At 52.0% G+C, this 22,972-nt stretch carries 24 protein-coding genes and 1 pseudogene; 12 read left to right on the forward strand and 13 right to left on the reverse strand.

Annotated elements, in window-relative coordinates; genetic code table 11:
* Nucleotides 1-39: 39 nt before the first annotated feature.
* Both uvrC and uvrY read right to left on the reverse strand, forming a co-directional pair.
* Entirely contained in the window at nt 40-1,872 is a 1,833-nt protein-coding gene (uvrC, locus tag SBG_RS09175; RefSeq protein WP_001292115.1) for an excinuclease ABC subunit UvrC, read from the reverse strand.
* Entirely contained in the window at nt 1,869-2,525 is a 657-nt protein-coding gene (gene uvrY, locus SBG_RS09180) for a UvrY/SirA/GacA family response regulator transcription factor (RefSeq protein ID WP_000611320.1), read from the reverse strand. Before uvrY ends, uvrC begins: the two co-directional genes overlap by 4 nt.
* Before the next feature lie 358 nt (nt 2,526-2,883).
* On the opposite strand from uvrY, the pseudogene SBG_RS22565 reads away from it, so the two are divergent.
* Both SBG_RS22565 and SBG_RS09185 read left to right on the forward strand, forming a co-directional pair.
* Nucleotides 2,884-3,001, forward strand: a pseudogene (locus tag SBG_RS22565) (hypothetical protein); the annotation flags it as partial.
* A complete protein-coding gene (locus tag SBG_RS09185) occupies nt 2,988-3,212 on the forward strand; it encodes a DUF2594 family protein (RefSeq protein ID WP_000106472.1) in 225 nt (74 codons plus the stop codon). The pseudogene SBG_RS22565 and the gene SBG_RS09185, both read left to right, overlap by 14 nt.
* 65 nt (nt 3,213-3,277) lie before the next feature.
* On the opposite strand, the gene sdiA is transcribed toward SBG_RS09185, so the two are convergent.
* The 9 genes from sdiA to SBG_RS09230 all read right to left on the reverse strand — a co-directional run bounded on the left by sdiA (nt 3,278) and on the right by SBG_RS09230 (nt 12,059).
* Nucleotides 3,278-4,000 (reverse strand): transcriptional regulator SdiA, encoded by a 723-nt coding sequence (gene sdiA / locus SBG_RS09190; RefSeq protein WP_001157163.1) that lies wholly within the window; start codon nt 3,998-4,000, stop codon nt 3,278-3,280.
* A gap of 235 nt (nt 4,001-4,235) precedes the next feature.
* The gene (tcyN, locus tag SBG_RS09195) at nt 4,236-4,988 is read right to left on the reverse strand and encodes an L-cystine ABC transporter ATP-binding protein TcyN (RefSeq protein ID WP_001272978.1); all 753 of its coding nucleotides are present in this window, start codon (nt 4,986-4,988) and stop codon (nt 4,236-4,238) included.
* The gene (gene tcyL / locus SBG_RS09200) at nt 4,985-5,653 is read right to left on the reverse strand and encodes a cystine ABC transporter permease (protein ID WP_001158232.1); all 669 of its coding nucleotides are present in this window, start codon (nt 5,651-5,653) and stop codon (nt 4,985-4,987) included. Before tcyL ends, tcyN begins: the two co-directional genes overlap by 4 nt.
* Nucleotides 5,654-5,673: 20 nt before the next feature.
* The gene (dcyD, locus tag SBG_RS09205; protein ID WP_001128184.1) at nt 5,674-6,660 is read right to left on the reverse strand and encodes a D-cysteine desulfhydrase; all 987 of its coding nucleotides are present in this window, start codon (nt 6,658-6,660) and stop codon (nt 5,674-5,676) included.
* Nucleotides 6,661-6,811: 151 nt separating this feature from the next.
* Entirely contained in the window at nt 6,812-7,612 is an 801-nt protein-coding gene (tcyJ, locus tag SBG_RS09210; RefSeq protein WP_000761625.1) for a cystine ABC transporter substrate-binding protein, read from the reverse strand.
* A 146-nt stretch (nt 7,613-7,758) separates the two neighbouring features.
* Entirely contained in the window at nt 7,759-8,310 is a 552-nt protein-coding gene (fliZ, locus tag SBG_RS09215; RefSeq protein WP_000218076.1) for a flagella biosynthesis regulatory protein FliZ, read from the reverse strand.
* Nucleotides 8,311-8,368: 58 nt separating this feature from the next.
* Nucleotides 8,369-9,088 (reverse strand): RNA polymerase sigma factor FliA, encoded by a 720-nt coding sequence (locus SBG_RS09220; protein ID WP_001087456.1) that lies wholly within the window; start codon nt 9,086-9,088, stop codon nt 8,369-8,371.
* Nucleotides 9,089-9,284: 196 nt separating this feature from the next.
* Nucleotides 9,285-10,490, reverse strand: a complete 1,206-nt coding sequence (gene fliB, locus SBG_RS09225; protein WP_000659237.1) for a flagellin lysine-N-methylase — start codon at nt 10,488-10,490, stop codon at nt 9,285-9,287.
* Nucleotides 10,491-10,568: 78 nt separating this feature from the next.
* Nucleotides 10,569-12,059 (reverse strand): FliC/FljB family flagellin, encoded by a 1,491-nt coding sequence (locus SBG_RS09230; RefSeq protein WP_000079781.1) that lies wholly within the window; start codon nt 12,057-12,059, stop codon nt 10,569-10,571.
* A 255-nt stretch (nt 12,060-12,314) separates the two neighbouring features.
* Here SBG_RS09230 and fliD point away from each other — a divergent pair, with 255 nt between their 5' ends.
* Genes fliD through fliT form a run of 3 tightly spaced genes read left to right on the forward strand, consistent with a single transcriptional unit; the run spans nt 12,315 to nt 14,508 of the window.
* The gene (fliD, locus tag SBG_RS09235) at nt 12,315-13,718 is read left to right on the forward strand and encodes a flagellar filament capping protein FliD (protein ID WP_000146810.1); all 1,404 of its coding nucleotides are present in this window, start codon (nt 12,315-12,317) and stop codon (nt 13,716-13,718) included.
* A 14-nt stretch (nt 13,719-13,732) separates the two neighbouring features.
* Nucleotides 13,733-14,140 carry a flagellar export chaperone FliS gene (gene fliS, locus SBG_RS09240; RefSeq protein WP_000287763.1) on the forward strand — a complete coding sequence of 136 codons (408 nt, stop codon included), beginning with the start codon at nt 13,733-13,735 and terminating at the stop codon, nt 14,138-14,140.
* A complete protein-coding gene (fliT, locus tag SBG_RS09245; RefSeq protein ID WP_000204894.1) occupies nt 14,140-14,508 on the forward strand; it encodes a flagella biosynthesis regulatory protein FliT in 369 nt (122 codons plus the stop codon). Before fliS ends, fliT begins: the two co-directional genes overlap by 1 nt.
* Before the next feature lie 312 nt (nt 14,509-14,820).
* Here the strand turns inward: fliT and yedD are convergent, their stop codons facing one another.
* Nucleotides 14,821-15,234 (reverse strand): lipoprotein YedD, encoded by a 414-nt coding sequence (gene yedD / locus SBG_RS09250; RefSeq protein WP_000754687.1) that lies wholly within the window; start codon nt 15,232-15,234, stop codon nt 14,821-14,823.
* A gap of 185 nt (nt 15,235-15,419) precedes the next feature.
* Here yedD and yedE point away from each other — a divergent pair, with 185 nt between their 5' ends.
* The 3 genes from yedE (at nt 15,420) to SBG_RS09265 (ending at nt 17,450) form a co-directional block, all read left to right on the forward strand.
* Nucleotides 15,420-16,625 (forward strand): selenium metabolism membrane protein YedE/FdhT, encoded by a 1,206-nt coding sequence (gene yedE, locus SBG_RS09255; protein WP_000118869.1) that lies wholly within the window; start codon nt 15,420-15,422, stop codon nt 16,623-16,625.
* Nucleotides 16,622-16,855 carry a sulfurtransferase-like selenium metabolism protein YedF gene (gene yedF / locus SBG_RS09260; protein ID WP_000790504.1) on the forward strand — a complete coding sequence of 78 codons (234 nt, stop codon included), beginning with the start codon at nt 16,622-16,624 and terminating at the stop codon, nt 16,853-16,855. The genes yedE and yedF overlap by 4 nt, the downstream gene beginning before the upstream one ends.
* Nucleotides 16,856-17,096: 241 nt before the next feature.
* Nucleotides 17,097-17,450: a hypothetical protein gene (locus tag SBG_RS09265; protein WP_000598510.1), complete on the forward strand. Its 354-nt coding sequence runs from the start codon at nt 17,097-17,099 to the stop codon at nt 17,448-17,450.
* A gap of 243 nt (nt 17,451-17,693) precedes the next feature.
* Here the strand turns inward: SBG_RS09265 and fliE are convergent, their stop codons facing one another.
* Complete coding sequence (gene fliE / locus SBG_RS09270; RefSeq protein WP_000719034.1) at nt 17,694-18,008, reverse strand: flagellar hook-basal body complex protein FliE; 315 nt, start codon at nt 18,006-18,008, stop codon at nt 17,694-17,696.
* Nucleotides 18,009-18,224: 216 nt separating this feature from the next.
* Between fliE and fliF the strand changes: the two genes are divergently transcribed.
* The 4 genes from fliF to fliI are packed head-to-tail and all read left to right on the forward strand — an operon-like array spanning nt 18,225 to nt 22,965.
* Nucleotides 18,225-19,907, forward strand: coding sequence for a flagellar basal-body MS-ring/collar protein FliF (gene fliF, locus SBG_RS09275; RefSeq protein ID WP_001276819.1), 1,683 nt, complete (start codon nt 18,225-18,227; stop codon nt 19,905-19,907).
* Complete coding sequence (gene fliG, locus SBG_RS09280; RefSeq protein WP_000067734.1) at nt 19,900-20,895, forward strand: flagellar motor switch protein FliG; 996 nt, start codon at nt 19,900-19,902, stop codon at nt 20,893-20,895. Before fliF ends, fliG begins: the two co-directional genes overlap by 8 nt.
* Nucleotides 20,888-21,595, forward strand: coding sequence for a flagellar assembly protein FliH (gene fliH / locus SBG_RS09285; RefSeq protein ID WP_000064153.1), 708 nt, complete (start codon nt 20,888-20,890; stop codon nt 21,593-21,595). Before fliG ends, fliH begins: the two co-directional genes overlap by 8 nt.
* A complete protein-coding gene (gene fliI / locus SBG_RS09290) occupies nt 21,595-22,965 on the forward strand; it encodes a flagellar protein export ATPase FliI (RefSeq protein ID WP_000213260.1) in 1,371 nt (456 codons plus the stop codon). The genes fliH and fliI overlap by 1 nt, the downstream gene beginning before the upstream one ends.
* Nucleotides 22,966-22,972 lie beyond the last annotated feature (7 nt).

The following is a 22,972-nucleotide window of genomic DNA, read 5'->3' on the forward strand; positions in this document are numbered from 1 at the left end:
TGTTGTCAGTGAAATTACCCCTATGTTGCTACAGTGGCCTCAATGTTTCAACGACCAGAAGATCTTTTCTGCCAGACCTTGCGAAATACCCGGCACTTTTGCAATTTCTTCCACGCTGGCGTTACGTAGCCCTTGCAAACCGCCCATATATTTCAGCAGCATTTGGCGACGCTTCGGCCCAACGCCTTCAATGGTTTCCAGCGTACTGGTGTTTTTTACCTTTGCCCGTTTTTTGCGATGTCCGCCGATCGCGTGATCGTGCGACTCATCGCGAATATGCTGAATGACATGCAGCGCTGGCGAGTCCGCAGGCAGGCTGAACCCTTCCCCCTCCGGTTCAAAAAAGAGCGTTTCCAGCCCCGCTTTTCTGTCCGCGCCTTTGGCGACACCGAGCAACAACGGGCGATGCTTATCCCAGGGGACATCCAGTTCAGCAAAAACGGCTTTCGCCTGAGCGAGCTGCCCTTTTCCGCCGTCGATCAGAATAACGTCCGGAATCTTACTTTCTTCTATGGCCTTACCATAACGTCGGCGTAAAACTTGTTTCATCGCCGAGTAATCATCGCCCGGCGTAATGCCAGTGATATTATAACGGCGATACTCAGCGCGTAACGGCCCATTAGCGTCAAATACCACGCAGGAGGCGACCGTTTGCTCCCCCATCGTATGACTGATATCAAAACATTCCATCCGCCTGACCGCGGGAAGTTTTAACACCGTCGCCAGCGCGGTCAAACGCTGCGTAACCGTAGACTGCTGCGAGAGCCTGGTGGTTAAGGCCGTCGCCGCATTGGTCCGCGCCAGTTTAAGATAACGGGCGCGATCGCCTCGCGGTTTCGTCTGGACATGAATACGCCGTCCGGCAAGATCCGACAACGAGTCAGCCAGCAGCATTTTATCGCTCAGATTAAAGTCGAGTAGTATCTCGCCTGGTAGCGTACGCATCTGGCTCCCCTGCAGGTAAAACTGCCCGACAAAGGTTTCCACCACTTCTCCCAGTTCCGTACCGCCAGGCACTTTTGGAAAATAACTGCGGCTGCCCAGCACTTTCCCCTGGCGAATAAACAGCACATGTACACAGGCCATACCGGCATCAAAAGCCACGCCGATAACGTCGAGATCGTCGCCCGTATTAGAGACAAACTGCTTCTCAGTGACCCTGCGTACCGCCTGGATCTGATCACGAATACGCGCTGCCTCTTCAAAGGCCAGCTCCTGGCTGGCCTTTTCCATCCGGGCAATCAGCTGCGTTAAAACCTGATCGTCCTTACCGGATAAAAACAACCGGACGTACGCAACCTGCTGCGCATACTCGTCCTCGCTGACCAGCCCTTCAACGCACGGTCCTAAGCAACGGCCAATCTGGTATTGCAGGCAAGGACGCGAGCGGTTGCGATAGACGCTATTTTCACACTGGCGGATAGGGAAAATTTTCTGCAGCAGCGCCAGCGTTTCCCGCACGGCGTAACCATTGGGAAAAGGACCGAAATATTCGCCTTTCGCATGTTTAGCGCCACGGTGCATCGCCAGACGAGGATGAGTATCGCCGCTCAGAAAAATAAAAGGATAGGATTTATCATCGCGCAACAAGACGTTGTAACGCGGTTGATACAACTTGATGTAATTATGTTCAAGCAGCAACGCTTCCGTTTCGGTATGCGTAACCGTGACATCAATTTGTTGAATTTGTGCGACTAAAGCTTCGGTTTTACGCGAAGCCAGGTTGCTGCGGAAGTAGCTGGAAAGTCGCTTTTTCAGATCTTTCGCTTTACCCACATAAATCACGGTCCCCCCGGCGTCATACATGCGATAAACACCGGGTTGACTGGTGACGGTTTTCAGGAACGCTTTGGCATCAAATAATTCACTCACTGGCTTGTTAACGTCTCCGCATTACACAGGCCATGGCGGATTGCCAGGTGAGTCAGCTCAACATCACCATGAATGTTTAGTTTACTGAACATACGATAGCGATAGCTGTTCACCGTTTTAGGACTGAGATTCAGCTGTTCTGAGATCTCATTCACCTTCTGGCCCTTGGTGATCATCAGCATAATCTGCAACTCGCGTTCAGACAAACTGGCGAACGGCGTTTCCGTTTTTGTCGGCTCGATCTGGCTGAGCGCCATCTGCTGTGCAATGTCGGAGGCAATATAGCGTTGTCCGGAATATACCGAGCGAATAGCGCTAACCACCTCCTGAGGCGCGGCGCCTTTACTGAGATAACCTGCGGCCCCAGCCTGCATCACTTTAGCTGGCAGCGGGTTCTCCGTATGGATGGTGAGCATGATCACTTTGATATCCGCTGTCGATCGGGCAATTTTACGGGTCGCCTCAAGGCCGCCGATACCAGGCATGTTCATGTCCATCAGCACAACGTCAACGGCGTTAGTACGGCACCATTTTACCGCATCCTCTCCGCAACACGCTTCACCGACAACTTTAATGCCCTTTATATCTTCAAGAATGCGTCGTATCCCTGCGCGCACCAGTTCGTGGTCATCAACAAGAAGAACGTTGATCAAAGGAATATCTCCAGAATAGGGATAACGCTACTGATAGTTAATCATCCTTATATTAGCTGGTTTTATCTCAACTTTGAAACGTAAAAAAACGCCGGGTATTCGATTTTGCTCTCGTTTTTGGAAATTATGTTGTACGTCATGTGGAAATCACCAGTGCTGGAGCCCCTTCCGATGGTAGGGCCCACGTCAGGCATTTCATAATGATGACAAAAATTTCACGTTCTGCTGTTCAGATACTAATTAGAAAGCAACTTTGTAACAATAATTAACGAGTAAAATACGCGGAATAAACAATGTATGGAGAAAATATATGCATTCCGCGGCACCATTTATTTATGGATAAAACTTCCGCGACCTGATTAAAAAACAACCACTGCTATTTTTAGCGCAGCTTATGGTATACTCCGCCGCCTTAACATCTGCTATCGCACATTTTTTACTGAAACATAACGAGGAAAATAAATGAGTACGCCTGATTTTTCCACCGCTGAGAATAATCAAGAACTGGCTATTGAAGTCAACTGCCTGAAAGCCATGTTAACGCTGATGCTACAGGCGATGGGCCAGGCCGATGCCGGACGCGTGATTCTTAAAATGGAAAAACAGATCACGCAGATGGATGATGAAGCACAAGCGGCGGTATTTTCCAGTACAGTTAAGCAAATTAAACAGGCTTACCGCCAGTAGTAAAAAACCGGCTGTAAGCATTGCTTTCAGCCGGTTTCATCTTTGGCCCGCAGCGTCCTCACGCTTCATATAAGACCTGTCGCCGCAGCGTAGCAGGCAATCTGCGTTTTATTCGGCGCATTGAATTTCTTCTGCATGTTTTTCTGATGGAAGTTAACGGTATTTTCAGAAATCGACAGAATAATGGCAATCTCCGATGAGGTTTTCCCCTCCGCCGTCCATTTAAGAATCTCTTTTTCCCGTTTACTGAAACGCATCTCAGGTGCCATTACCATGTCATCTTCCAGCCTCGTCAGCGCCGAAAGGCTCTCCCGCGCCAGTAACTGTAGCCGGAGCTCTATTTCATCGTAGGTAAACGAGGAACTGTGCAGCGTCCCGCGGGAGACAGACAAAAAACCCAGCGCCCGATTCGGCAACATCACACACTGGGTTACGCCCTTGCGTAATCCGAAACGCTGGGCAGCATCCCACATCGACTGCGCCTCACGAAATAACACATCATCCCAATGTAAATGTCCTTGCCTGAAATTTTCCGGTTTTAATACCGGGTCAATGGCAAAATAATTTTCGGACTGGTAATGCATGACCCACGCCTGAGGATACGTGGTACGAAGCGATATTTTAGGTCGGGTAAAGGGTACGGGATGACGGACGCACAGCGCATAATAATCAAATTCCAGCCGCTGCGTCTGATACTGTAGTTCAGTATAAACCTCTTCTGCTGTCGTCATTTCCTGAAAATGTAACAGCATTGCGCGTCGCCAGGTGAAGAAATCATTTTCCTGCATACTTTGTCGTCACGTCCTTGATATTGATAATCATTATTATAAATAACACAAAGTTAACACATAAACAGTGTTTATATATAGAAAATATCGGACGGTTCGTAGAATACTTGAGCGACATTAGCGTTTTTCTGCGTGCGCCTGCGGGGATAGCTAATACTTTGGCAGAATGGCTTCATAATTATTCATTCACACTCGCCCGAAACGCGATTAATTCGGACGAGTGCGGCGAAATGCATTATTTCATTAAGAATTTCTCAAGGAACTGGCGGGTACGCGGATGCTGAGGATCGGCGAACAAGGTTTTCGCTGGCCCCTGCTCAACCACTCGTCCTTGATCCATAAATATAGCCCTGTCAGCCACGTCACGCGCAAAGCCCATTTCGTGAGTGACAATCACCATTGTGCGCTTTTCCTGTGCCAGTTGGCGGATGGTATTGAGCACTTCGCCGACTAATTCAGGATCAAGCGCCGAAGTAGGCTCATCAAACAGAATCACTTCCGGGCGCATCGCCAGCGCGCGCGCGATTGCCACTCGCTGCTGCTGCCCCCCCGACAAACGGCGCGGATAGCTGGTCTCTTTTCCGGCCAACCCGACTTTGGCTAACAGTTCCCGCGCCAGCGCCGTTGCGTCGGCTTTCGGCTCTCCCTTGACAATCACTGGCCCTTCAATGACATTTTCCAGCACCGTGCGATGCGGAAAAAGATTAAAACTCTGAAAAACAAAACCGACATGCTGACGTAACTGGCGAATCAGCCCTTTTTGCTGGCTTAAGGGACGGGCGGTATCGATGACGATGTCACCCACTTTAATGGTGCCCGCCTCTGGCTGTTCCAGCAGGTTAATGCTGCGCAATAAGGTCGTCTTGCCTGAACCGCTCGGGCCGATAATGGCAACGACCTCTCCGGGCTTCACCTCAAGGTCGATGCCATGCAGTACCGTTTGACCATGAAATTTTTTGACCAGGTTTTTAACTTCGATCGCACTCATTTTGGCTCTCTCTCCTGGCGGTTAAGCTGGTTTTCAAAATAGTTTTGCAGTGCGGACAAGACCGTCGCCATCACCCAGTAGATCAACGAGGCGGCTAAATACATGGTAAACACCTCCAGCGTCCGCGAGGTGATTAACTGCGCCTGACGGAACAGCTCCGGCACCTGAATCGTTGCAGCGAGCGACGTATCTTTCACCAGACTGATAAAGCTGTTACTCAGCGGCGGAAGCGCAACGCGAGCGGCCTGCGGCAAAATAGCGCGGCGAAGCGTCTGCCACGGTGTCATGCCGATACTTGCCGCCGCTTCCCATTGCCCCTTGTCGATAGCCGAGATAGCCGCGCGCAACGTTTCTGACGTGTAAGCCGCGGTATTGAGCGATAAACCAATCATTGCCGCCGGGACAGGATCCAGCTCAATACCAAATTGCGGCAGGCCGTAGTAGATCATAAATAGCTGCGCAATAAGCGGCGTGCCGCGAAAAATTGAGATATAAAAGCGCGCCAGCCAGCGAACCGGCCACAGCGGCGACATCCGCATCAGCGCCAGAATAAATCCCAGTAGCAGACCGAAAAACATACCGCCAATACTGAGTTGCAGGGTAAACACGGCCCCTTTTAACAAATACGGTAGTGACTCAATAACCAGTTGGATACTTTCTTGCATTCGCGTTGATTACCTGGAGGTTATACATGAGGATGGTAGGCAAACAGCGCAGGCGCCCCACCGGTGTGAATAAAGAGAATCGGCCCTTCGTCTTTAAAACGTCGCTGGCTGATGCCATCGATCAGGCCCGCCATCGCTTTGCCGGTATAAACCGGATCCAGCAATAGCCCCTCCAGACGCGCCAACAGTTTCACGGCCTCCATTCCCGCATCGTTTGGTATGCCGTAACCCGGCGCAAAATAGTCATCCCATAAATGAATATCCGCCGTTGCGGTCAGCGCCAGTTTACCGGCAATCGCCTGCTGCAAAGCAATCACTTTGGGTTTCTGCTCGGCGACAGAACGTGAAACGGTGACGCCAATCAGTTCAACATCTGGCATCAGATGTTCCAGCCCAACGGCTAACCCGGCGTGCGTCCCGGCGCTGCCAGAGGCCACCACCACCGAAGAGAGCCCCACGACCTCTTCACACTGCTGCGCAATTTCCAGCGCGCTCTCAACGTAACCCATGGCGCCCAGCGCACTGGAGCCGCCAACAGGAATCACATACGGTCTGAACCCCTGTGCTTCAATACGCGTCGCCAACGATTGCAACTGTGCGTCCGGATCGGTCAGCGCGTCACACATCTCAACTTGCGTATTAAATAAATCCAGTAACAGGCGATTACCGTTTGTCAGGTAGTTTTCTGCGGTCGTGCCGACAGGATTTTCCAGCAAGGCGACGCAATGCAGTCCCAGTTTGGCCGCGACAGCTGCCGTCTGGCGGACATGATTCGACTGAATCGCCCCTGCCGTTACCAGCGTATCCGCCCCTTCCCGCAGCGCGTCGGCCACCAGAAACTCCAGCTTGCGTAATTTATTGCCGCCCATCGCAATGGGCGTAACGTCATCGCGCTTAATGTAAATTTCACGGCCAAGATAATCAGACAGTCGCGGCAGGTATTCGAGCGGGGTCGGCGCGCCGATAAATTCCAGACGCGGGAAGCGCGTTAAGTGATGTAGTGGCATTCAGCCTCCGGTGGTGTTGTGGTGTGTTCTTTTTATTATGCACATTGAGACGGTAGAAATAAAAAAGGCGTCGGTTAACACGCCTTAATGCGCTGACAGGCAGGATATTGCCTTGCCCGGCGGCGTTATGTCAGCCGGGCAAGACGGGGGATTATTGCGTCACGTCAGCGCCAAACCATTTTTCGGAGAGCGCCTTTAAGGTGCCGTCTTTTTGCATTTCCGCAATGGCGTTATCTATCGCCTTCAGTAAATCTTCGTTACCTTTACGCAGCGCAACACCGGACTCCTGACGCGAAAACGCATCGCCGGTCACGGCCAGTGTGCCTTTGGTTTTTTTCACCAGATCCAGCGCCGCCAGTCGATCGACTAAAATCGCGTCAATACGGCCTACGCGCAGATCCTGATATTTTGTAGGATCATCGTCATAGGTACGGATATCCACGCCCTGAACATGTTGGCGTAACCACTCTTCATAGTTAGTGCCCAACCCAACGCCGACTTTTTTGCCCTGCAGATCGGCTGCCGTTTTGATCGTGCCTTCATTCCCTTTTTTCACCAACGCCTGAACGCCGGAGACCGTATACGGTGTCGAGAAATCATATTTTTTCTTGCGGACATCTGAGATGGTGACCTGGTTTATCACCACATCAATACGTTTAGAATCCAGCGATGCCAGCATTCCGTCCCATTTGGTCGGCTTCAGCGACGCTTTAACGCCCAGATGTTTTGCCAGCGCCTCGGCGAAATCGACTTCAAAACCAGTGAGTTTACCGTCGTCACCCTGAAAGCTAAACGGCGGATAGGTGCCTTCCAGCCCTACCAGCAGCGTGCCGCGCTCTTTAACTTTATTCAGCAAACCTTCATCGGCAAAGCTCTTCGCGCTTATTCCCGCGACCAGTGCCACAGCCATGACTCCCATCAAAGCCTGACGTCCCAGTAGTGCTAATTTCATAGTAACCCCGAATATTGCCGTTAATGACCGTAGACTGTGTCCCGCCATGGCGCATCGTCACGTTTCATGAACCTTTGGGGGACTCAGCCTACTGTAGAAGGTTTGCCGCAATTCACCAACACGACTCTGCTACATCTTATGCTTTTTTAATATATATCAGAACGGGAGGTAAAGGGGGATGTCGGCCTGGTAGCGATTTGTTGATGCGCTTTATATTGCTGATATTTACGCAGTGCGATACGGTAATTATTGGTGCTGGTTTCCGGCAACCACGGTGCCAGACTTTCGTCCAGAAAGGCATCCTGCAGCAGATCGTGAGAAATGTTTTGCCCGGCGAGATAATTGCCAAGACGCCGCAGACGCACCACATATTCCCTTACTGTGCCATGGCTCATCTCGGTTTGTTCAAATAAATACTGTTTGAAACCGATAATATCGAAAAAATCGCTCTGTTTTTTGCAGTGTAAGTCACCACAGAAACGACACAGCGCCACCCACTCTTTTTGCTCCTGTTGCCAGGCAGCCTCGTCAAGTAGCGTATCCAGTTGTGAAATAGCGATTTTGTTAACGATCTTGCCACAGCGAACCAGCGTGATGCGGTCGAGCAGCTTGTGACAATGTGCGCAATGCGTCTGGCTGTGTTTAAAGTCTTTAAGATAGCGGCTCAGAGGCCGCCGTTTAGGTTGCTGCACCGTCATGAGAACTCCTGGTAGTCAATACGTTGTGCGGCACTTTTCAGGCGCGACCACTCGCTACCTATAACTTACCCAGTTTGGTGCGTAATCGTTTGATGGCCTGACTATGCAACTGACTGACCCGCGATTCGCCGACCTCCAGTACCGCGCCAATCTCTTTCAGATTGAGCTCCTCCTGGTAATACAGCGTTAACACCAGTTGCTCGCGTTCCGGCAGCGATTCAATCGCGTCCATTACCCGCTGTCGCAGGTCGCTCTCCAGCAGTTGGTGTAACGGGTTTTCCTGCTGATGTTCTTCCGTCACCAGTTCGATGCTATCGCCATGCTCTTCCCGCCACTCATCGTAAGAGAAGAGTTGGCTGTTATTGGTATCGAGCAACATCTGGCGATACTCTTCAACAGGAATGCCAAGACGTTCCGCCACTTCGGTTTCCGTCGCATTACGTCCCAGTTCCTGCTCCAGTTGTCCCATCGCCTGCGCCACTTCGCGGGCATTACGCCGGACACTACGCGGCACCCAATCGCGGCTGCGTAATTCATCCAGCATTGCCCCACGAATACGCTGCACTGCGTAAGTGGTAAATGCCGTTCCTTGCAAAGCGTCATATCGGTCGACCGCATTCAATAACCCGATGCCGCCCGCTTGTAGCAGATCGTCCAGTTCCACGCTCGCCGGCAATCGCACCTGCAGGCGCAATGCTTCGTGACGCACCAGCGGTACATAACGCTGCCACAGCGAGTGTTTATCCATTACACCTTCAGCGGTATACAGTGAATTCACGATAAACAGCCCTGCGTTAAATGAGTTATCGGCATGATTATCCGTTTCTACAGAGGGTTCTATCGGAGGAATAAGGCTATAAAAGAAGGGTTATTTCACTTATGTAACCTGTGGCGCCTTTTTATCGTATAAAAGAGCAGAATAAAATCAGCCAGATAGAATAAACGGGATGCGCCAGAGCCCACCCCGAACAAAATCAGGTCAGAAGATGAATCATCGACAGATCATCGCCAGTACGCACCGTCTCTATATGACGATGAAAATTTTTCGCCACCTCGCTATTATGCTGACTGCGGGAGTGAAAACTGTACACAATATTGGTGACGTCATCCCACTCAAGCCGACCGCGCTCATGCACACTGGCCGCCGTCAATAGTTTAATAAACGCATATTCCGCCACAATGATATACAGCGCGCGTAGCGGGTCGACATTCGGCTGGTTGGGGAAATTCGTTTCCCACATTTTATAAAGAATAAGATTCCTGAAGGCCCAGGTCCCCTGCTGTTCATCCGCCTGTAAACAGTGCGCTAATGAGGACTCAATATCGCTCACCTTCTGCTCCATTGAAACGCCCTCTTCCGCCGTCAGCACCCGCAGAAGACACTGGATGTAGTGATCGAGGATAACACTGCCACGATTAAGCGGGAGCGAGCGGAAATAGTCCTGCATCTGCAATACCAGCGAGGTTTTTACCTTGCTATCCGGCGCGATATTCATCAATTCCTGCGCCAGCACGCCGGTCTGCAATTGTTCAAGTAGCGCGGCATACACCTGTTCCAGCTCCCCCAGCGCGACATCATCAATTTTGGCAAATTTCTGGGCATACATGACGAATTTAATCAGCGCATAGAGCGCGGCTTCCGTCGTGCTATTGGCGTGGTTAATCAAACTCAGGCAAAACAGATTGAGTAATTTTTGCTGTGGTGGAAATAACGGCGCAGTATTGAACGCCTGCTGAATAATCGTCTTTTCACCAAGCGCCATTGCGTCAGGGTCGTTTAAAATACGGGACGTTACCTCCGGGCAGGCAAGACTCAGGGAGTTACGTACCTCATTTTTGTAGGTATGATGCGCCCGTGGGAAAGAGGAACAGGTATGACTTAATGCCTTTACGCCTAACGTTTTTTGCACCCGGCAAAGACGGTCCTCATCCAGATAAGGGCAATTCCCCAGCGCCGAAGGCAGCTTAATTTCCCCCCAGTGGCTGTTGTTCTTTTTCAGCAGGATAATACTGTCTTGCGCGATGGTACGAATCGTCGTGTCTTTACTGGCGAGATACTTTTTGACCGTCGTCTTATCCAGCGTGATTTTCCAGCCCTTACAACAGTGGTCGCGACAGGCCGAACCAGAACAGGAAAAGCGGGTGACAAAGGCAGGTTCAGTGACGGTGATTTCTTTCATTACACAGGCTCCGGAAGTAAAAAAGGCAGCTTTCGCTGCCTTGATTGTGTACCACGTGTCGGTGAATCAATCGCCGGATTAACGCAGTAAAGAGAGGACGTTTTGCGGAACCTGGTTAGCCTGTGCCAGAACGGAGGTCCCTGCCTGCTGCAGGATCTGCGCGCGAGACATGTTGGAAACTTCAGTCGCATAGTCGGAATCTTCGATACGGCTACGCGCTTCAGACAGGTTGTTTACGGTGTTGCCCAGGTTGGTGATAGCGGAGTTGAAACGGTTCTGTACCGCACCCAGGTCAGAACGCAGCGCATCAACCTGTGCCAGCGCAGCATCGATTTTCTGCAGCGGGTTTTCGGTGGTTGCAGTAGCCGCTTCCGCCAGTTCTGGCTGTGCTTTAAAGTTGTGACCTTCAGCTTTGCTGGCATTGTAGGTTTTACCGTCGATAGTAACAACTTCGGTTTTGCCGTCTACGCCGCCAAGTTGGTTCAGTGCAGATTTAGTGTTGCCGTCTTTATCAGTGTAAGAAGTAGTATTAACACTGAAACTACCGTCTTTTTTCTGGGTAGCGGCATAGTAGTTATCGCCTACTTTTACAGCATAACCACCATCAATCGTCTTACCGTTTTTATCGGTATAAGACATTTTGACCATTTCAGCAGCATCTGCATCAGCAGTATCAATATTTCCAGCAATCAGAGCTGCTTTAACCTCTGCAGAAGCTTTAAGAGCTTTCTCATCATGAGTTTTACTTACTTCAACAATTCCGGGAGGAGTAGCTGTTTCTTTATTGGTAGTTGTGGCCATTGACACTTTGCCATCATCACCAACCTGAACTTTGTAGAAACCATCTTTCGTATTATCAGTAAAGCCCTCAACCTCTACATAATAATTATTATTTGCGCTGTCATAATAAACTTTATCGTCTTTAACAGCAGGATTACCTGCACTGATACCAGTTGCGGTTTTCAAAGCATTAGTATCAAGATCTGTCACATCCAGATCAAGAGTTGCAGTAACAGCTTTGCTATCGACATCATACGCTTTCTGAACATTCAGCGTATCCAGACCCAGGGTCTGAGAGTTGATCTGCTTCAGATCGATATCGATGGTTTCACCGTCGTTGGCACCAACCTGGATGGTCAGGGTGTTGTCCTGTGCCAGAACTTTCACGCCGTTGAACTGGGTCTGGCCGGAAACACGGTCGATTTCGTTCAGACGCTGGGTGATTTCCGCCTGGATGGAGTCGAGGTCAGACTGGGAGTTGGTGCTGTTCGCAGACTGAACCGCCAGTTCACGCACACGCTGCAGGTTGTTGTTGATTTCGTTCAGCGCGCCTTCAGTGGTCTGCGCAATAGAAATACCGTCGTTAGCGTTACGGGAAGCCTGAGACAGACCTTTGATGTTGGCGGTAAAACGGTTAGCAATCGCCTGGCCTGCCGCATCGTCTTTTGCGCTGTTGATACGCAGACCGGAAGACAGACGTTCGATAGCAGTGCCCAGAGCGGACTGGGATTTATTCAGGTTATTCTGGGTCAACAGCGACAGGCTGTTTGTATTAATGACTTGTGCCATGATCTTTTCCTTATCAATTACAACTTGATGTTATTGGGCTGTTGCCCACGGTTTCTCACCGTAACCCTTGTATCGGCACCTGAATTTCGAACTTTAGAAAATTTTTCACTTCCTCCGATCTTTTTCTTAGGCGGCGAAATAGCCGCTTTATGCATCATTATTCCGCGCATTATTTTTGCAAAATTATCATTAAACTTTGCCTCCAGATTGCCGATAACGCGCTTAACTACTGTTTGCAATCAAAAGGAAGAAGGCATGGCTTCAATTTCATCATTAGGTGTGGGATCAAACTTACCGTTGGACCAACTGTTGACCAATCTGACCAACGCCGAAAAAGGACGCTTAACGCCAATTACCAAACAGCAGAGCGCCAATACGGCGAAACTTACCGCCTACGGCACACTGAAAAGCGCATTAGAAAAATTCCAGACGGCAAACACGGCGTTAAATAAAGCGGATCTGTTTAAGTCTACCGTGGCGTCCAGCACCACTGAAGATCTCAAAGTCAGTACCACCGCTGGCGCGGCGGCGGGGACTTATAAGATCAGCGTGACTCAACTTGCCGCCGCACAGTCACTGGCGACCAATAAGACCTTCGCTACCACGAAAGAACAGTTAGGCGATACCGCCGTCACGTCACGAACCATCAAAATCGAACAACAGGGACGTAAAGAACCGCTGGAGATTAAGCTGGATAAAGGCGACACCTCCATGGAGGCGATTCGTGACGCCATCAATGACGCCGACAGCGGTATCTCCGCCAGTATCGTTAAGGTCAAAGAGAACCAATTCCAGTTGGTTATTACCGCGAATAGCGGTACTGACAACAATATGAAAATCACGGTGGAAGGCGATACAAAACTGAACGATCTGCTCGCCTATGACAGCACCACCCATACCGGCAATATGCAAGAGCTGGTGAAAGCAGAAAACGCGAAGCTGAACGTAAACGGCATCGACATTGAGCGTCAGAGCAATACCGTAACCGACGCTCCTCAGGGGCTTACGCTAACTCTGACCAAGAAAGTCTCCGACGCAATCGTGACGGTGACAAAAGATGATACTAAAGCGAAAGAAGCGATTAAATCCTGGGTGGATGCCTATAACTCGCTGGTGGATACCTTTAGCTCGTTAACCAAATATACTGCCGTCGAGCCAGGCGAAGAGGCCAGCGATAAAAACGGCGCCCTGTTAGGTGATAGTGTGGTTCGTACTATCCAGACCGGAATCCGGGCGCAATTTGCCAATAGCGGCAGTAATTCTGCTTTCAAAACGATGGCGGAAATTGGCATCACCCAGGACGGCACGTCCGGCAAACTGAAAATTGATGATGAAAAGCTGGCTAAAGCGCTGAAAGAGAATACAGCCGCAACGCGTGAACTGCTGGTAGGCGATGGTAAAGAAACCGGCATTACTACGAAGATCGCCACCGAAGTGAAAGGTTATCTGGCGGATGACGGCATTATTGATAATGCGCAGGACAATATTAACGCCACGCTGAAAAGTCTGACCAAGCAGTACTTGTCCGTCAGCAATAGCATTGATGAAACTGTCGCCCGTTACAAAGCCCAGTTTACCCAACTGGATACCATGATGAGTAAGCTGAATAACACCAGTACTTATTTGAGCCAGCAGTTTGCAGCAATGAGCAACTCCTGATAACAGAGGTCACCATGTACACCGCGAGCGGTATCAAAGCTTATGCGCAAGTCAGCGTGGAAAGCGCCGTGATGAGCGCCAGCCCGCATCAGCTGATAGAAATGTTGTTTGATGGCGCGAATAGCGCCCTGGTGCGCGCTCGCCTGTTTTTAGAACAAGGCGACGTGGTCGCAAAAGGTGAAGCGTTAAGCAAAGCTATCAATATTATCGATAACGGTCTGAAAGCCGGTCTCGATCAGGAAAAAGGCGGTGAGATTGCGACGAATCTTTCCGAACTGTACGACTATATGATTCGCCGTTTACTGCAGGCTAACTTGCGTAACGACGCTCAGGCCATCGAAGAAGTGGAAGGGTTACTCGGCAATATTGCAGAAGCCTGGAAGCAGATCTCACCGAAAGTATCTTCCCAGGAGTCTCGTTAATGACCTCAACCGTGGAGTTTATCAACCGTTGGCAGCGTATTGCGCTGCTCAGTCAATCGCTGCTTGAACTTGCGCAGCGGGGTGAATGGGACCTCTTACTGGAACAAGAGGTCTCCTATCTACAAAGTATTGAAACGGTGATGGAAAAGCAAACTCCACCGGGCATTACGCGAAGTATTCAGGAGATGGTCGCCGGGTACATCAAACAAACGCTGGATAATGAGCAGCGCCTTAAAGGGTTGCTGCAACAGCGGCTGGATGAACTCAGTAGTTTGATCGGACAATCCACCCGCCAAAAGTCGCTTAACAACGCCTATGGTCGTCTCTCCGGTATGTTACTGGTACCGGACGCGCCTAACGCTTCCTAACCTTTTCCCGTCCCGCATGAAAACGTCTCCCTACTCCAGAGGTCGGCTAAATGGCTTCTGGAGCACGGTTCACTCTACCGGCCGCAAGAAAGGTATTTCCCGATACGCCAACGACAGTACCCGGCGGCGGCAACATGCCCTCCTGACCGGAGACAGATGCAGGAATAAGACCTGACGTGATTTTTTGTAAATCGCTATAAGTATGTTGTAACTAATGAAAGGTGAAGCAATTTTTCTGCAACCGCGTCAGCGTGTAAGTCAGAGAAGACAGCGGATTATCTCCCGGCGACAGAACGCAGCCGGGAAGCGAAATTACGGCAGCGGCGTCGGTAACGGCGTTTTTTCTAACGCGGCGGCGCACTCCGGCGTCGGACGATCAACACGCTGTAGCGTCATACCGTCATATTCCAGGGTATTGCCTTCGCGCTCAATCTCATAAAGCTCACGCTTAACCGTCACATTGGTTAACGCATCGGACAGCATGGTTAACTTGCCTGGTAGAGCAATAACGCGCTGCCACTGACGACAGTCCAGCGTATCGCCCTCTTTCGTTACCACCAGGCTGGCGATAGCTTCCGGGCTCACCAGTTTACGTTGTGGACCTTTTGACTGCCAGTACCCTTCCAGACCGGCTGGCGCGGGCGTTTTCACCACATCATGATAGTTTTCCACCTCGGCGCACCCGGCCAGTACCAGCAATGCGCCAATGATCGCTACTTTTTTCATCATTCATCCTGCATCAGAAGAAAAAGGGATTGTGGCATTAAAGCCCTGATGCCGCCAGCCTTTCCAGGCACTGGCTCCAGTTTGATCCAGTCGGTATTACCGCTTATTAGGTGTGGGCAAATTCTGCGATCGGTGTAGTATTCGCACTTCTTGTTTCACACCTTCTGAGTTCAGAGGCTTAACACATGTCATGGCAACACTTCAAACAAACCTGGTTAATTAAATTCTGGGCGCCAGCCCCGGCGGTAATCGCCGCCGGTATTCTCTCTACCTACTACTTTGGCATCACCGGCACTTTCTGGGCCGTAACGGGCGAATTTACCCGCTGGGGCGGGCAGATTTTGCAGCTCTTTGGCGTTCATGCTGAAAAGTGGGGCTACTATAAGCTGATTCATCTGGAAGGGACGCCGCTGACGCGTATCGACGGTATGATGATCCTCGGCATGTTCGGCGGCTGTTTCGCCGCGGCGCTTTGGGCCAATAACGTAAAGCTGCGTATGCCGCGTAGCCGTATCCGCATCGGACAGGCGGTGGTTGGGGGTATTATCGCTGGCTTCGGCGCGCGTCTGGCGATGGGCTGTAACCTGGCCGCCTTCTTTACCGGTATTCCCCAGTTCTCTCTGCACGCGTGGTTTTTTGCGCTGGCAACCGCGATTGGCTCCTGGTTCGGCGCTCGCTTTACTTTGCTGCCGATATTTCGTATTCCGGTAAAAATGCAGAAAGTCTCCGCGGCCTCCCCCCTGACGCAGCAACCGGATCAGGCAAGACGGCGCTTCCGGCTCGGTATGCTGGTTTTTGTTGGCATGATCGGCTGGGCGCTGTTAACAGCAATGCATCAACCTAAACTGGGGTTGGCGATGCTGTTCGGCGTCGGATTTGGGCTGCTGATTGAACGTGCGCAAATCTGCTTTACCTCGGCTTTCCGCGATCTGTGGATTTCCGGACGCGCCCATATGGCGAAAGCCATCATTTTCGGTATGGCAGTCAGCGCCATTGGCATTTTTAGCTACGTGCAATTGGGCGTTGAACCTAAAATTATGTGGGCAGGCCCGAATGCAGTGATTGGCGGATTGCTGTTCGGTTTTGGCATCGTCCTGGCGGGCGGATGTGAAACTGGCTGGATGTACCGCGCCGTAGAAGGCCAGGTGCATTACTGGTGGGTAGGGATCGGTAATGTTATCGGTTCGACTATTCTGGCTTACTCCTGGGATGATTTCGCGCCCGCGTTGGCGACGAGCTGGGATAAAGTTAACCTGCTGAATACCTTTGGGCCGCTGGGCGGTCTGCTGGTCACCTACCTGTTATTATTTACCGCACTGATGTTAATTATCGGCTGGGAAAAACGTTTTTTCCGCCGTGCGGGGCTGACGCCTGCTAAGGAATCTGTATGAAAAATATTGTCCCTGATTACCGTCTGGATATGGTTGGCGAACCTTGTCCGTACCCGGCAGTCGCCACTCTGGAAGCGATGCCGCAGTTAAAAAAAGGTGAGATCCTGGAAGTGGTGAGTGACTGCCCGCAGTCTATTAATAATATTCCACTGGATGCGCGCAATCACGGTTATACGGTGCTGGATATCCAGCAGGATGGCCCGACGATTCGTTATTTGATTCAAAAATAAACGTGTCTCCCGCCGTGCTTTACGGCGGGAGATATTTATAAAGCGTCAACCTGCATAACACGATATGCGCCTGTAATAAGGAAAATCAGACAAGGTTCTGTTGTACGCGGTGCCATAAATCTATTATAAAATTTATACTATTTTTATTTTCCGTCTATCTGATAAAAGCCAACTGGTATTAATATTTTACCCTCTGACGTCATCAGGTGAGATTTATTTATGCACAGCCAAAAACAACAAAATGATCAAAGTGATTCTCATCTTCATTATTGTCGTCTTCAGCATTGCTGCCGGTCGTTACGCTCCCGTCACCGTAATCAATGCGCCGCCAAAAACTATTGCCCGCTGCCTCGCTGACACGCTTTCCCCATATAATTATGTCCTGGATATTCAGGGAACTGACATTGCAGGAATTAATAAAGCCTTTACCGTGTATGATCGTTACGGTAAAAATATTGCAGGAACTTTTTGGGTCGCAAACTCAATCACAAATGCGCCAGAGCGAACCGTCGGAATGTATGGTGTCAGTAAACAAGCGTACCCTGTTTTTAATAAATCGTTGCAACAATGTGCGGCCACGTTATCCGCAAGGTGAGCTCGCCTCAAAATTGTCTAATACTATTCGCAGTATCTATTTTGATTCTTCTGCATCTCACGAACCTGCGCTGTTTTTTCACTCTCTTCGTCTATCACTGAATAAGGCCGCGAATACTTGTCTGTTTTGCCAGACGGAGAGCGCCAGAATAAGAAGACAGGTGCGCTGTGTGGGGGCATGGCTAAAAATAGCCGGGGCCGTGAAAGACCCGGCGTGCCGGAGACCCTAAGCAGGTCAGAATATTTACACCTGCATACTCATCACTTCCTGATACGCCGCGACCAGCTTGTTGCGCACCTGAATCCCCATTTGCATAGAGACTGAGGCTTTTTGCATATCGGCCATCACATCATTCAGCGCAATGCCTGGCTCCCCCAGAGTGAATTTTTCAGCCTGAACGCGTGCTTCTGACTGCCTGTCGCTTATGCGATCCAGCGCTGCATGGAGTTGGCCGGCAAAGCTCACGGTAGGCTGCGATGACGTTTCCTGCCCGCGCGCGGCCAGCGCCGTCGCCTGTAACTGGCTGATGACCCCTTCAATCCCCTGTATTGCTGCCATGCTATTCCCCTGAATGATTTTTTACGCAACAGAGATTATCAGTTTGTCAATAAGATAAAGGCGTTAAATAACGCTAAAAAACCTCGGTTTTTAGCGCATAGAAAAATTCGAAACCGCAAATAATGAGACCGTCAATTTTTCGAGTTTGCTGACCCGGGAGTGAGTCTTGTTCCACTTTGCAAAAAACGCCGTCCACGATAAGCCACGAGGTGCGAGATGAGTGCGACTGCATCAACTGCAACCCAACCTAAACCTCTCGAGTGGCTTAATCGCCTGCGCGCGAATCCCCGAATTCCGTTAATTGTGGCCGGTTCTGCTGCCGTGGCTATCATCGTGGCGATGGTGTTATGGGCCAAATCCCCCGACTACCGCACACTGTTCAGCAACCTTACCGATCAGGATGGCGGCGCGATTGTCGCGCAACTGACCCAGATGAACATCCCTTACCGCTTTGCCAATGGCAGCGGCGCGATTGAAGTGCCCGCCGACAAAGTGCATGAATTGCGCCTGCGTCTGGCACAACAGGGACTGCCTAAAGGCGGTGCGGTGGGCTTTGAACTGCTTGACCAGGAAAAATTTGGTATCAGTCAGTTCAGCGAACAGGTGAATTATCAGCGCGCGCTGGAAGGCGAACTGGCCCGGACGATCGAGACGCTGGGTCCGGTAAAGAGCGCCCGCGTTCATCTGGCGATGCCAAAACCGTCGCTTTTTGTTCGGGAACAAAAAGCCCCTTCTGCTTCCGTCACCGTCACTCTGGAACCGGGCCGGGCACTGGATGAAGGACAAATTAGCGCCGTGGTCCATCTGGTTTCCAGCGCAGTCGCCGGTTTACCGCCGGGCAACGTCACGCTGGTGGATCAGTCAGGCCATCTTCTCACCCAATCGAATACCAGCGGTCGCGACCTTAATGACGCGCAATTAAAATTCGCTAACGATGTAGAAAGCCGTATCCAGCGCCGTATCGAAGCCATTCTGTCACCTATCGTCGGGAACGGGAATGTTCACGCTCAGGTCACCGCCCAGCTGGATTTCGCCAACAAGGAACAGACGGAAGAGCACTACAGCCCGAACGGTGATGCGTCGAAGGCGACCCTGCGTTCACGCCAGTTGAATATCAGCGAACAGGTCGGCGCGGGTTATCCCGGCGGCGTGCCTGGCGCACTATCAAACCAACCTGCGCCGCCTAACGAAGCGCCGATCGCCACGCCGCCGGCCAATCAGCAAAACGCGCAGAATACGCAGCAAACCAGTACCCGTACGAACAGTGACAACGCCGGCCCACGCAGTACGCAGCGTAATGAAACCAGCAACTACGAGGTGGATCGCACCATTCGCCACACCAAAATGAATGTGGGTGATATTGAGCGCCTTTCGGTTGCCGTCGTGGTGAATTACAAAACGCTGGCGGACGGCAAACCGCTGCCGCTGACTGCGGCTCAAATGAAACAGATTGAGGATCTGACCCGCGAAGCGATGGGCTTTTCAGATAAACGTGGCGATACGCTGAACGTGGTGAATTCACCGTTTACCGCAGTGGATGAAACCGGCGGCGAACTGCCCTTCTGGCAACAGCAGTCCTTTATCGATCAGCTGATCGCAGCCGGTCGCTGGTTGCTGGTGCTGCTGGTGGCCTGGATTCTGTGGCGCAAAGCGGTACGTCCACAACTGACGCGACGTGTCGAAGAAGCGAAAGCGGCACAGGAACAAGCTCAGGTTCGTCAGGAAACCGAAGAAGCCGTGGAAGTCCGCCTCAGCAAAGACGAGCAACTCCAGCAACGTCGGGCTAACCAACGTCTGGGCGCCGAGGTGATGAGCCAGCGTATTCGCGAAATGTCAGATAACGATCCGCGCGTGGTGGCGCTGGTCATTCGCCAGTGGATGAGTAACGATCATGAGTAATCTTAGCGGTACCGATAAAAGCGTCATTCTGTTGATGACAATTGGCGAAGACCGGGCGGCAGAGGTGTTTAAACACCTCTCCACCCGCGAAGTCCAGGCGCTGAGTACAGCAATGGCTAACGTACGTCAGATCTCCAACAAACAACTGACGGACGTTCTGTCGGAGTTTGAGCAGGAAGCGGAACAGTTCGCCGCGCTGAATATCAACGCCAATGAATACCTGCGTTCCGTTCTGGTCAAAGCGCTGGGCGAAGAACGCGCCTCCAGTCTGCTGGAAGATATTCTGGAAACGCGCGATACCACCAGCGGTATCGAAACGCTCAACTTTATGGAGCCGCAGAGCGCCGCCGATCTGATTCGCGACGAGCACCCGCAGATTATCGCTACCATACTGGTACACCTCAAACGAGGCCAGGCCGCCGATATTCTGGCGCTGTTTGATGAGCGCCTGCGACATGATGTGATGCTGCGTATCGCCACCTTTGGCGGTGTGCAACCTGCGGCGCTGGCGGAGTTAACCGAAGTGCTCAATGGCCTGCTCGACGGGCAGAATCTCAAACGCAGCAAAATGGGTGGCGTGAGAACCGCGGCGGAAATCATCAACCTGATGAAAACACAGCAGGAAGAAGCGGTTATTACCGCCGTACGCGAATTCGACGGTGAACTGGCGCAGAAAATCATTGACGAAATGTTCCTGTTCGAAAATCTGGTGGATGTGGACGATCGCAGCATCCAGCGTTTGCTGCAGGAAGTGGATTCCGAGTCGCTGCTGATCGCGCTGAAAGGCGCCGAGCCGCCGTTACGCGAAAAATTCCTGCGCAATATGTCCCAGCGCGCCGCCGATATCCTGCGCGACGATCTTGCCAACCGTGGCCCGGTTCGTCTGTCTCAGGTAGAAAACGAGCAAAAAGCGATTCTGCTTATTGTGCGTCGTCTGGCGGAAACCGGCGAAATGGTGATTGGCAGCGGCGAGGATACCTATGTCTAATGAATTGCCGTGGCAAGTCTGGACGCCGGACGATCTCGCCCCGCCGCCAGCGGCATTTGTTCCAGCCGAATCTGACAACGTCATCCTGACAGAAGACGCACCGGAGCCCGAACTCACCGCCGAACAACAGCGGGAACAAGAACTGGCGCAACTGAAAATACAGGCACACGAACAGGGTTATAACGCCGGGCTGGCGGAAGGTCGGCAAAAAGGACACACGCAAGGATATCAGGAAGGATTAGCGCAAGGACTGGAGCAAGGACAAGCCCAGGCCCAGGCCCAGCAGGCACCGCTCCATGCCCGAATGCAGCAGTTGGTCAGTGAGTTTCAGAATACCCTTGACGCGCTCGATAGCGTCATCGCCTCACGATTAATGCAAATGGCCCTGGAGGCCGCGCGTCAGGTCATCGGCCAGACGCCAGCGGTGGACAATTCCGCGCTAATCAAACAGATCCAGCAACTGTTGCAGCAGGAGCCGCTCTTTAGCGGCAAGCCACAGTTGCGCGTACATCCGGACGACTTACAGCGGGTGGAAGAGATGCTGGGCGCCACGCTTAGCCTTCACGGCTGGCGGCTACGCGGCGATCCGACGCTGCACCACGGCGGATGTAAAGTCTCTGCTGATGAGGGCGATCTGGACGCCAGCGTCGCCACTCGCTGGCAAGAGTTGTGCCGTCTGGCGGCGCCGGGAGTACTCTGATGACCACGCGTCTGACCCGCTGGCTTACCGCGCTCGACAACTTTGAGGCCAAAATGGCGTTGCTACCAGCGGTGCGTCGTTACGGGCGTTTAACCCGCGCTACCGGTCTGGTGCTGGAGGCAACCGGACTCCAGCTTCCTCTGGGCGCAACCTGCATTATTGAACGCCAGGAAGGCCCCGAAACCAAAGAGGTGGAATCGGAAGTCGTTGGTTTTAATGGTCAGCGTCTGTTTTTAATGCCGCTGGAAGAGGTCGAAGGCATTCTGCCTGGCGCCCGCGTTTACGCCCGTAATGGGCATGGCGATGGGCTGCAAAGCGGCAAACAATTACCGCTCGGCCCTGCCCTGCTTGGCCGGGTACTGGATGGCGGCGGTAAACCGCTCGACGGTCTGCCCGCGCCAGATACCACAGAAACCGGCGCGTTAATCACGCCGCCGTTTAACCCACTCCAGCGAACGCCAATTGAGCATGTGCTGGATACCGGCGTACGCGCGATCAACGCCTTGTTAACCGTAGGACGCGGTCAGCGTATGGGGCTTTTTGCCGGTTCCGGCGTCGGTAAGTCAGTTCTGCTTGGCATGATGGCGCGCTATACGCGGGCGGACGTGATTGTCGTGGGTCTTATCGGCGAGCGTGGCCGGGAAGTCAAAGATTTTATCGAAAATATTCTCGGCCCTGACGGTCGCGCGCGTTCGGTCGTCATTGCCGCCCCGGCCGATGTCTCGCCGCTGCTGCGTATGCAAGGCGCCGCCTATGCAACCCGCATTGCCGAAGACTTTCGCGATCGCGGCCAGCATGTGTTGCTGATTATGGATTCACTCACCCGTTATGCGATGGCGCAGCGTGAAATTGCGCTGGCTATTGGCGAACCGCCAGCAACGAAAGGTTATCCGCCGTCGGTGTTTGCAAAGTTGCCGGCGCTGGTCGAACGTGCCGGTAATGGCATCCACGGCGGCGGCTCTATCACCGCATTTTATACCGTGTTGACTGAGGGGGACGACCAGCAAGACCCCATTGCCGACTCAGCACGCGCGATCCTCGACGGGCATATCGTGTTGTCCCGCCGTCTGGCGGAGGCTGGACACTATCCGGCCATTGATATCGAAGCGTCAATCAGCCGCGCGATGACTGCACTCATTAGCGAGCAGCACTATGCGCGGGTACGGCTATTTAAACAATTGCTTTCCAGTTTCCAGCGTAACCGCGATCTGGTCAGCGTCGGCGCCTATGCCAAAGGCAGCGATCCGATGCTGGATAAAGCCATTACCTTATGGCCGCAATTAGAAGCGTTTTTACAGCAAGGTATTTTTGAACGGGCCGACTGGGAGGCCTCTCTCCAGGCGCTCGATTTAATTTTCCCGACGGTGTGATAAAGCA

Origin of the sequence: Salmonella bongori NCTC 12419 (genome assembly GCF_000252995.1) — a bacterium.
GTDB classification, from domain to species: Bacteria; Pseudomonadota; Gammaproteobacteria; order Enterobacterales; family Enterobacteriaceae; genus Salmonella; species Salmonella bongori.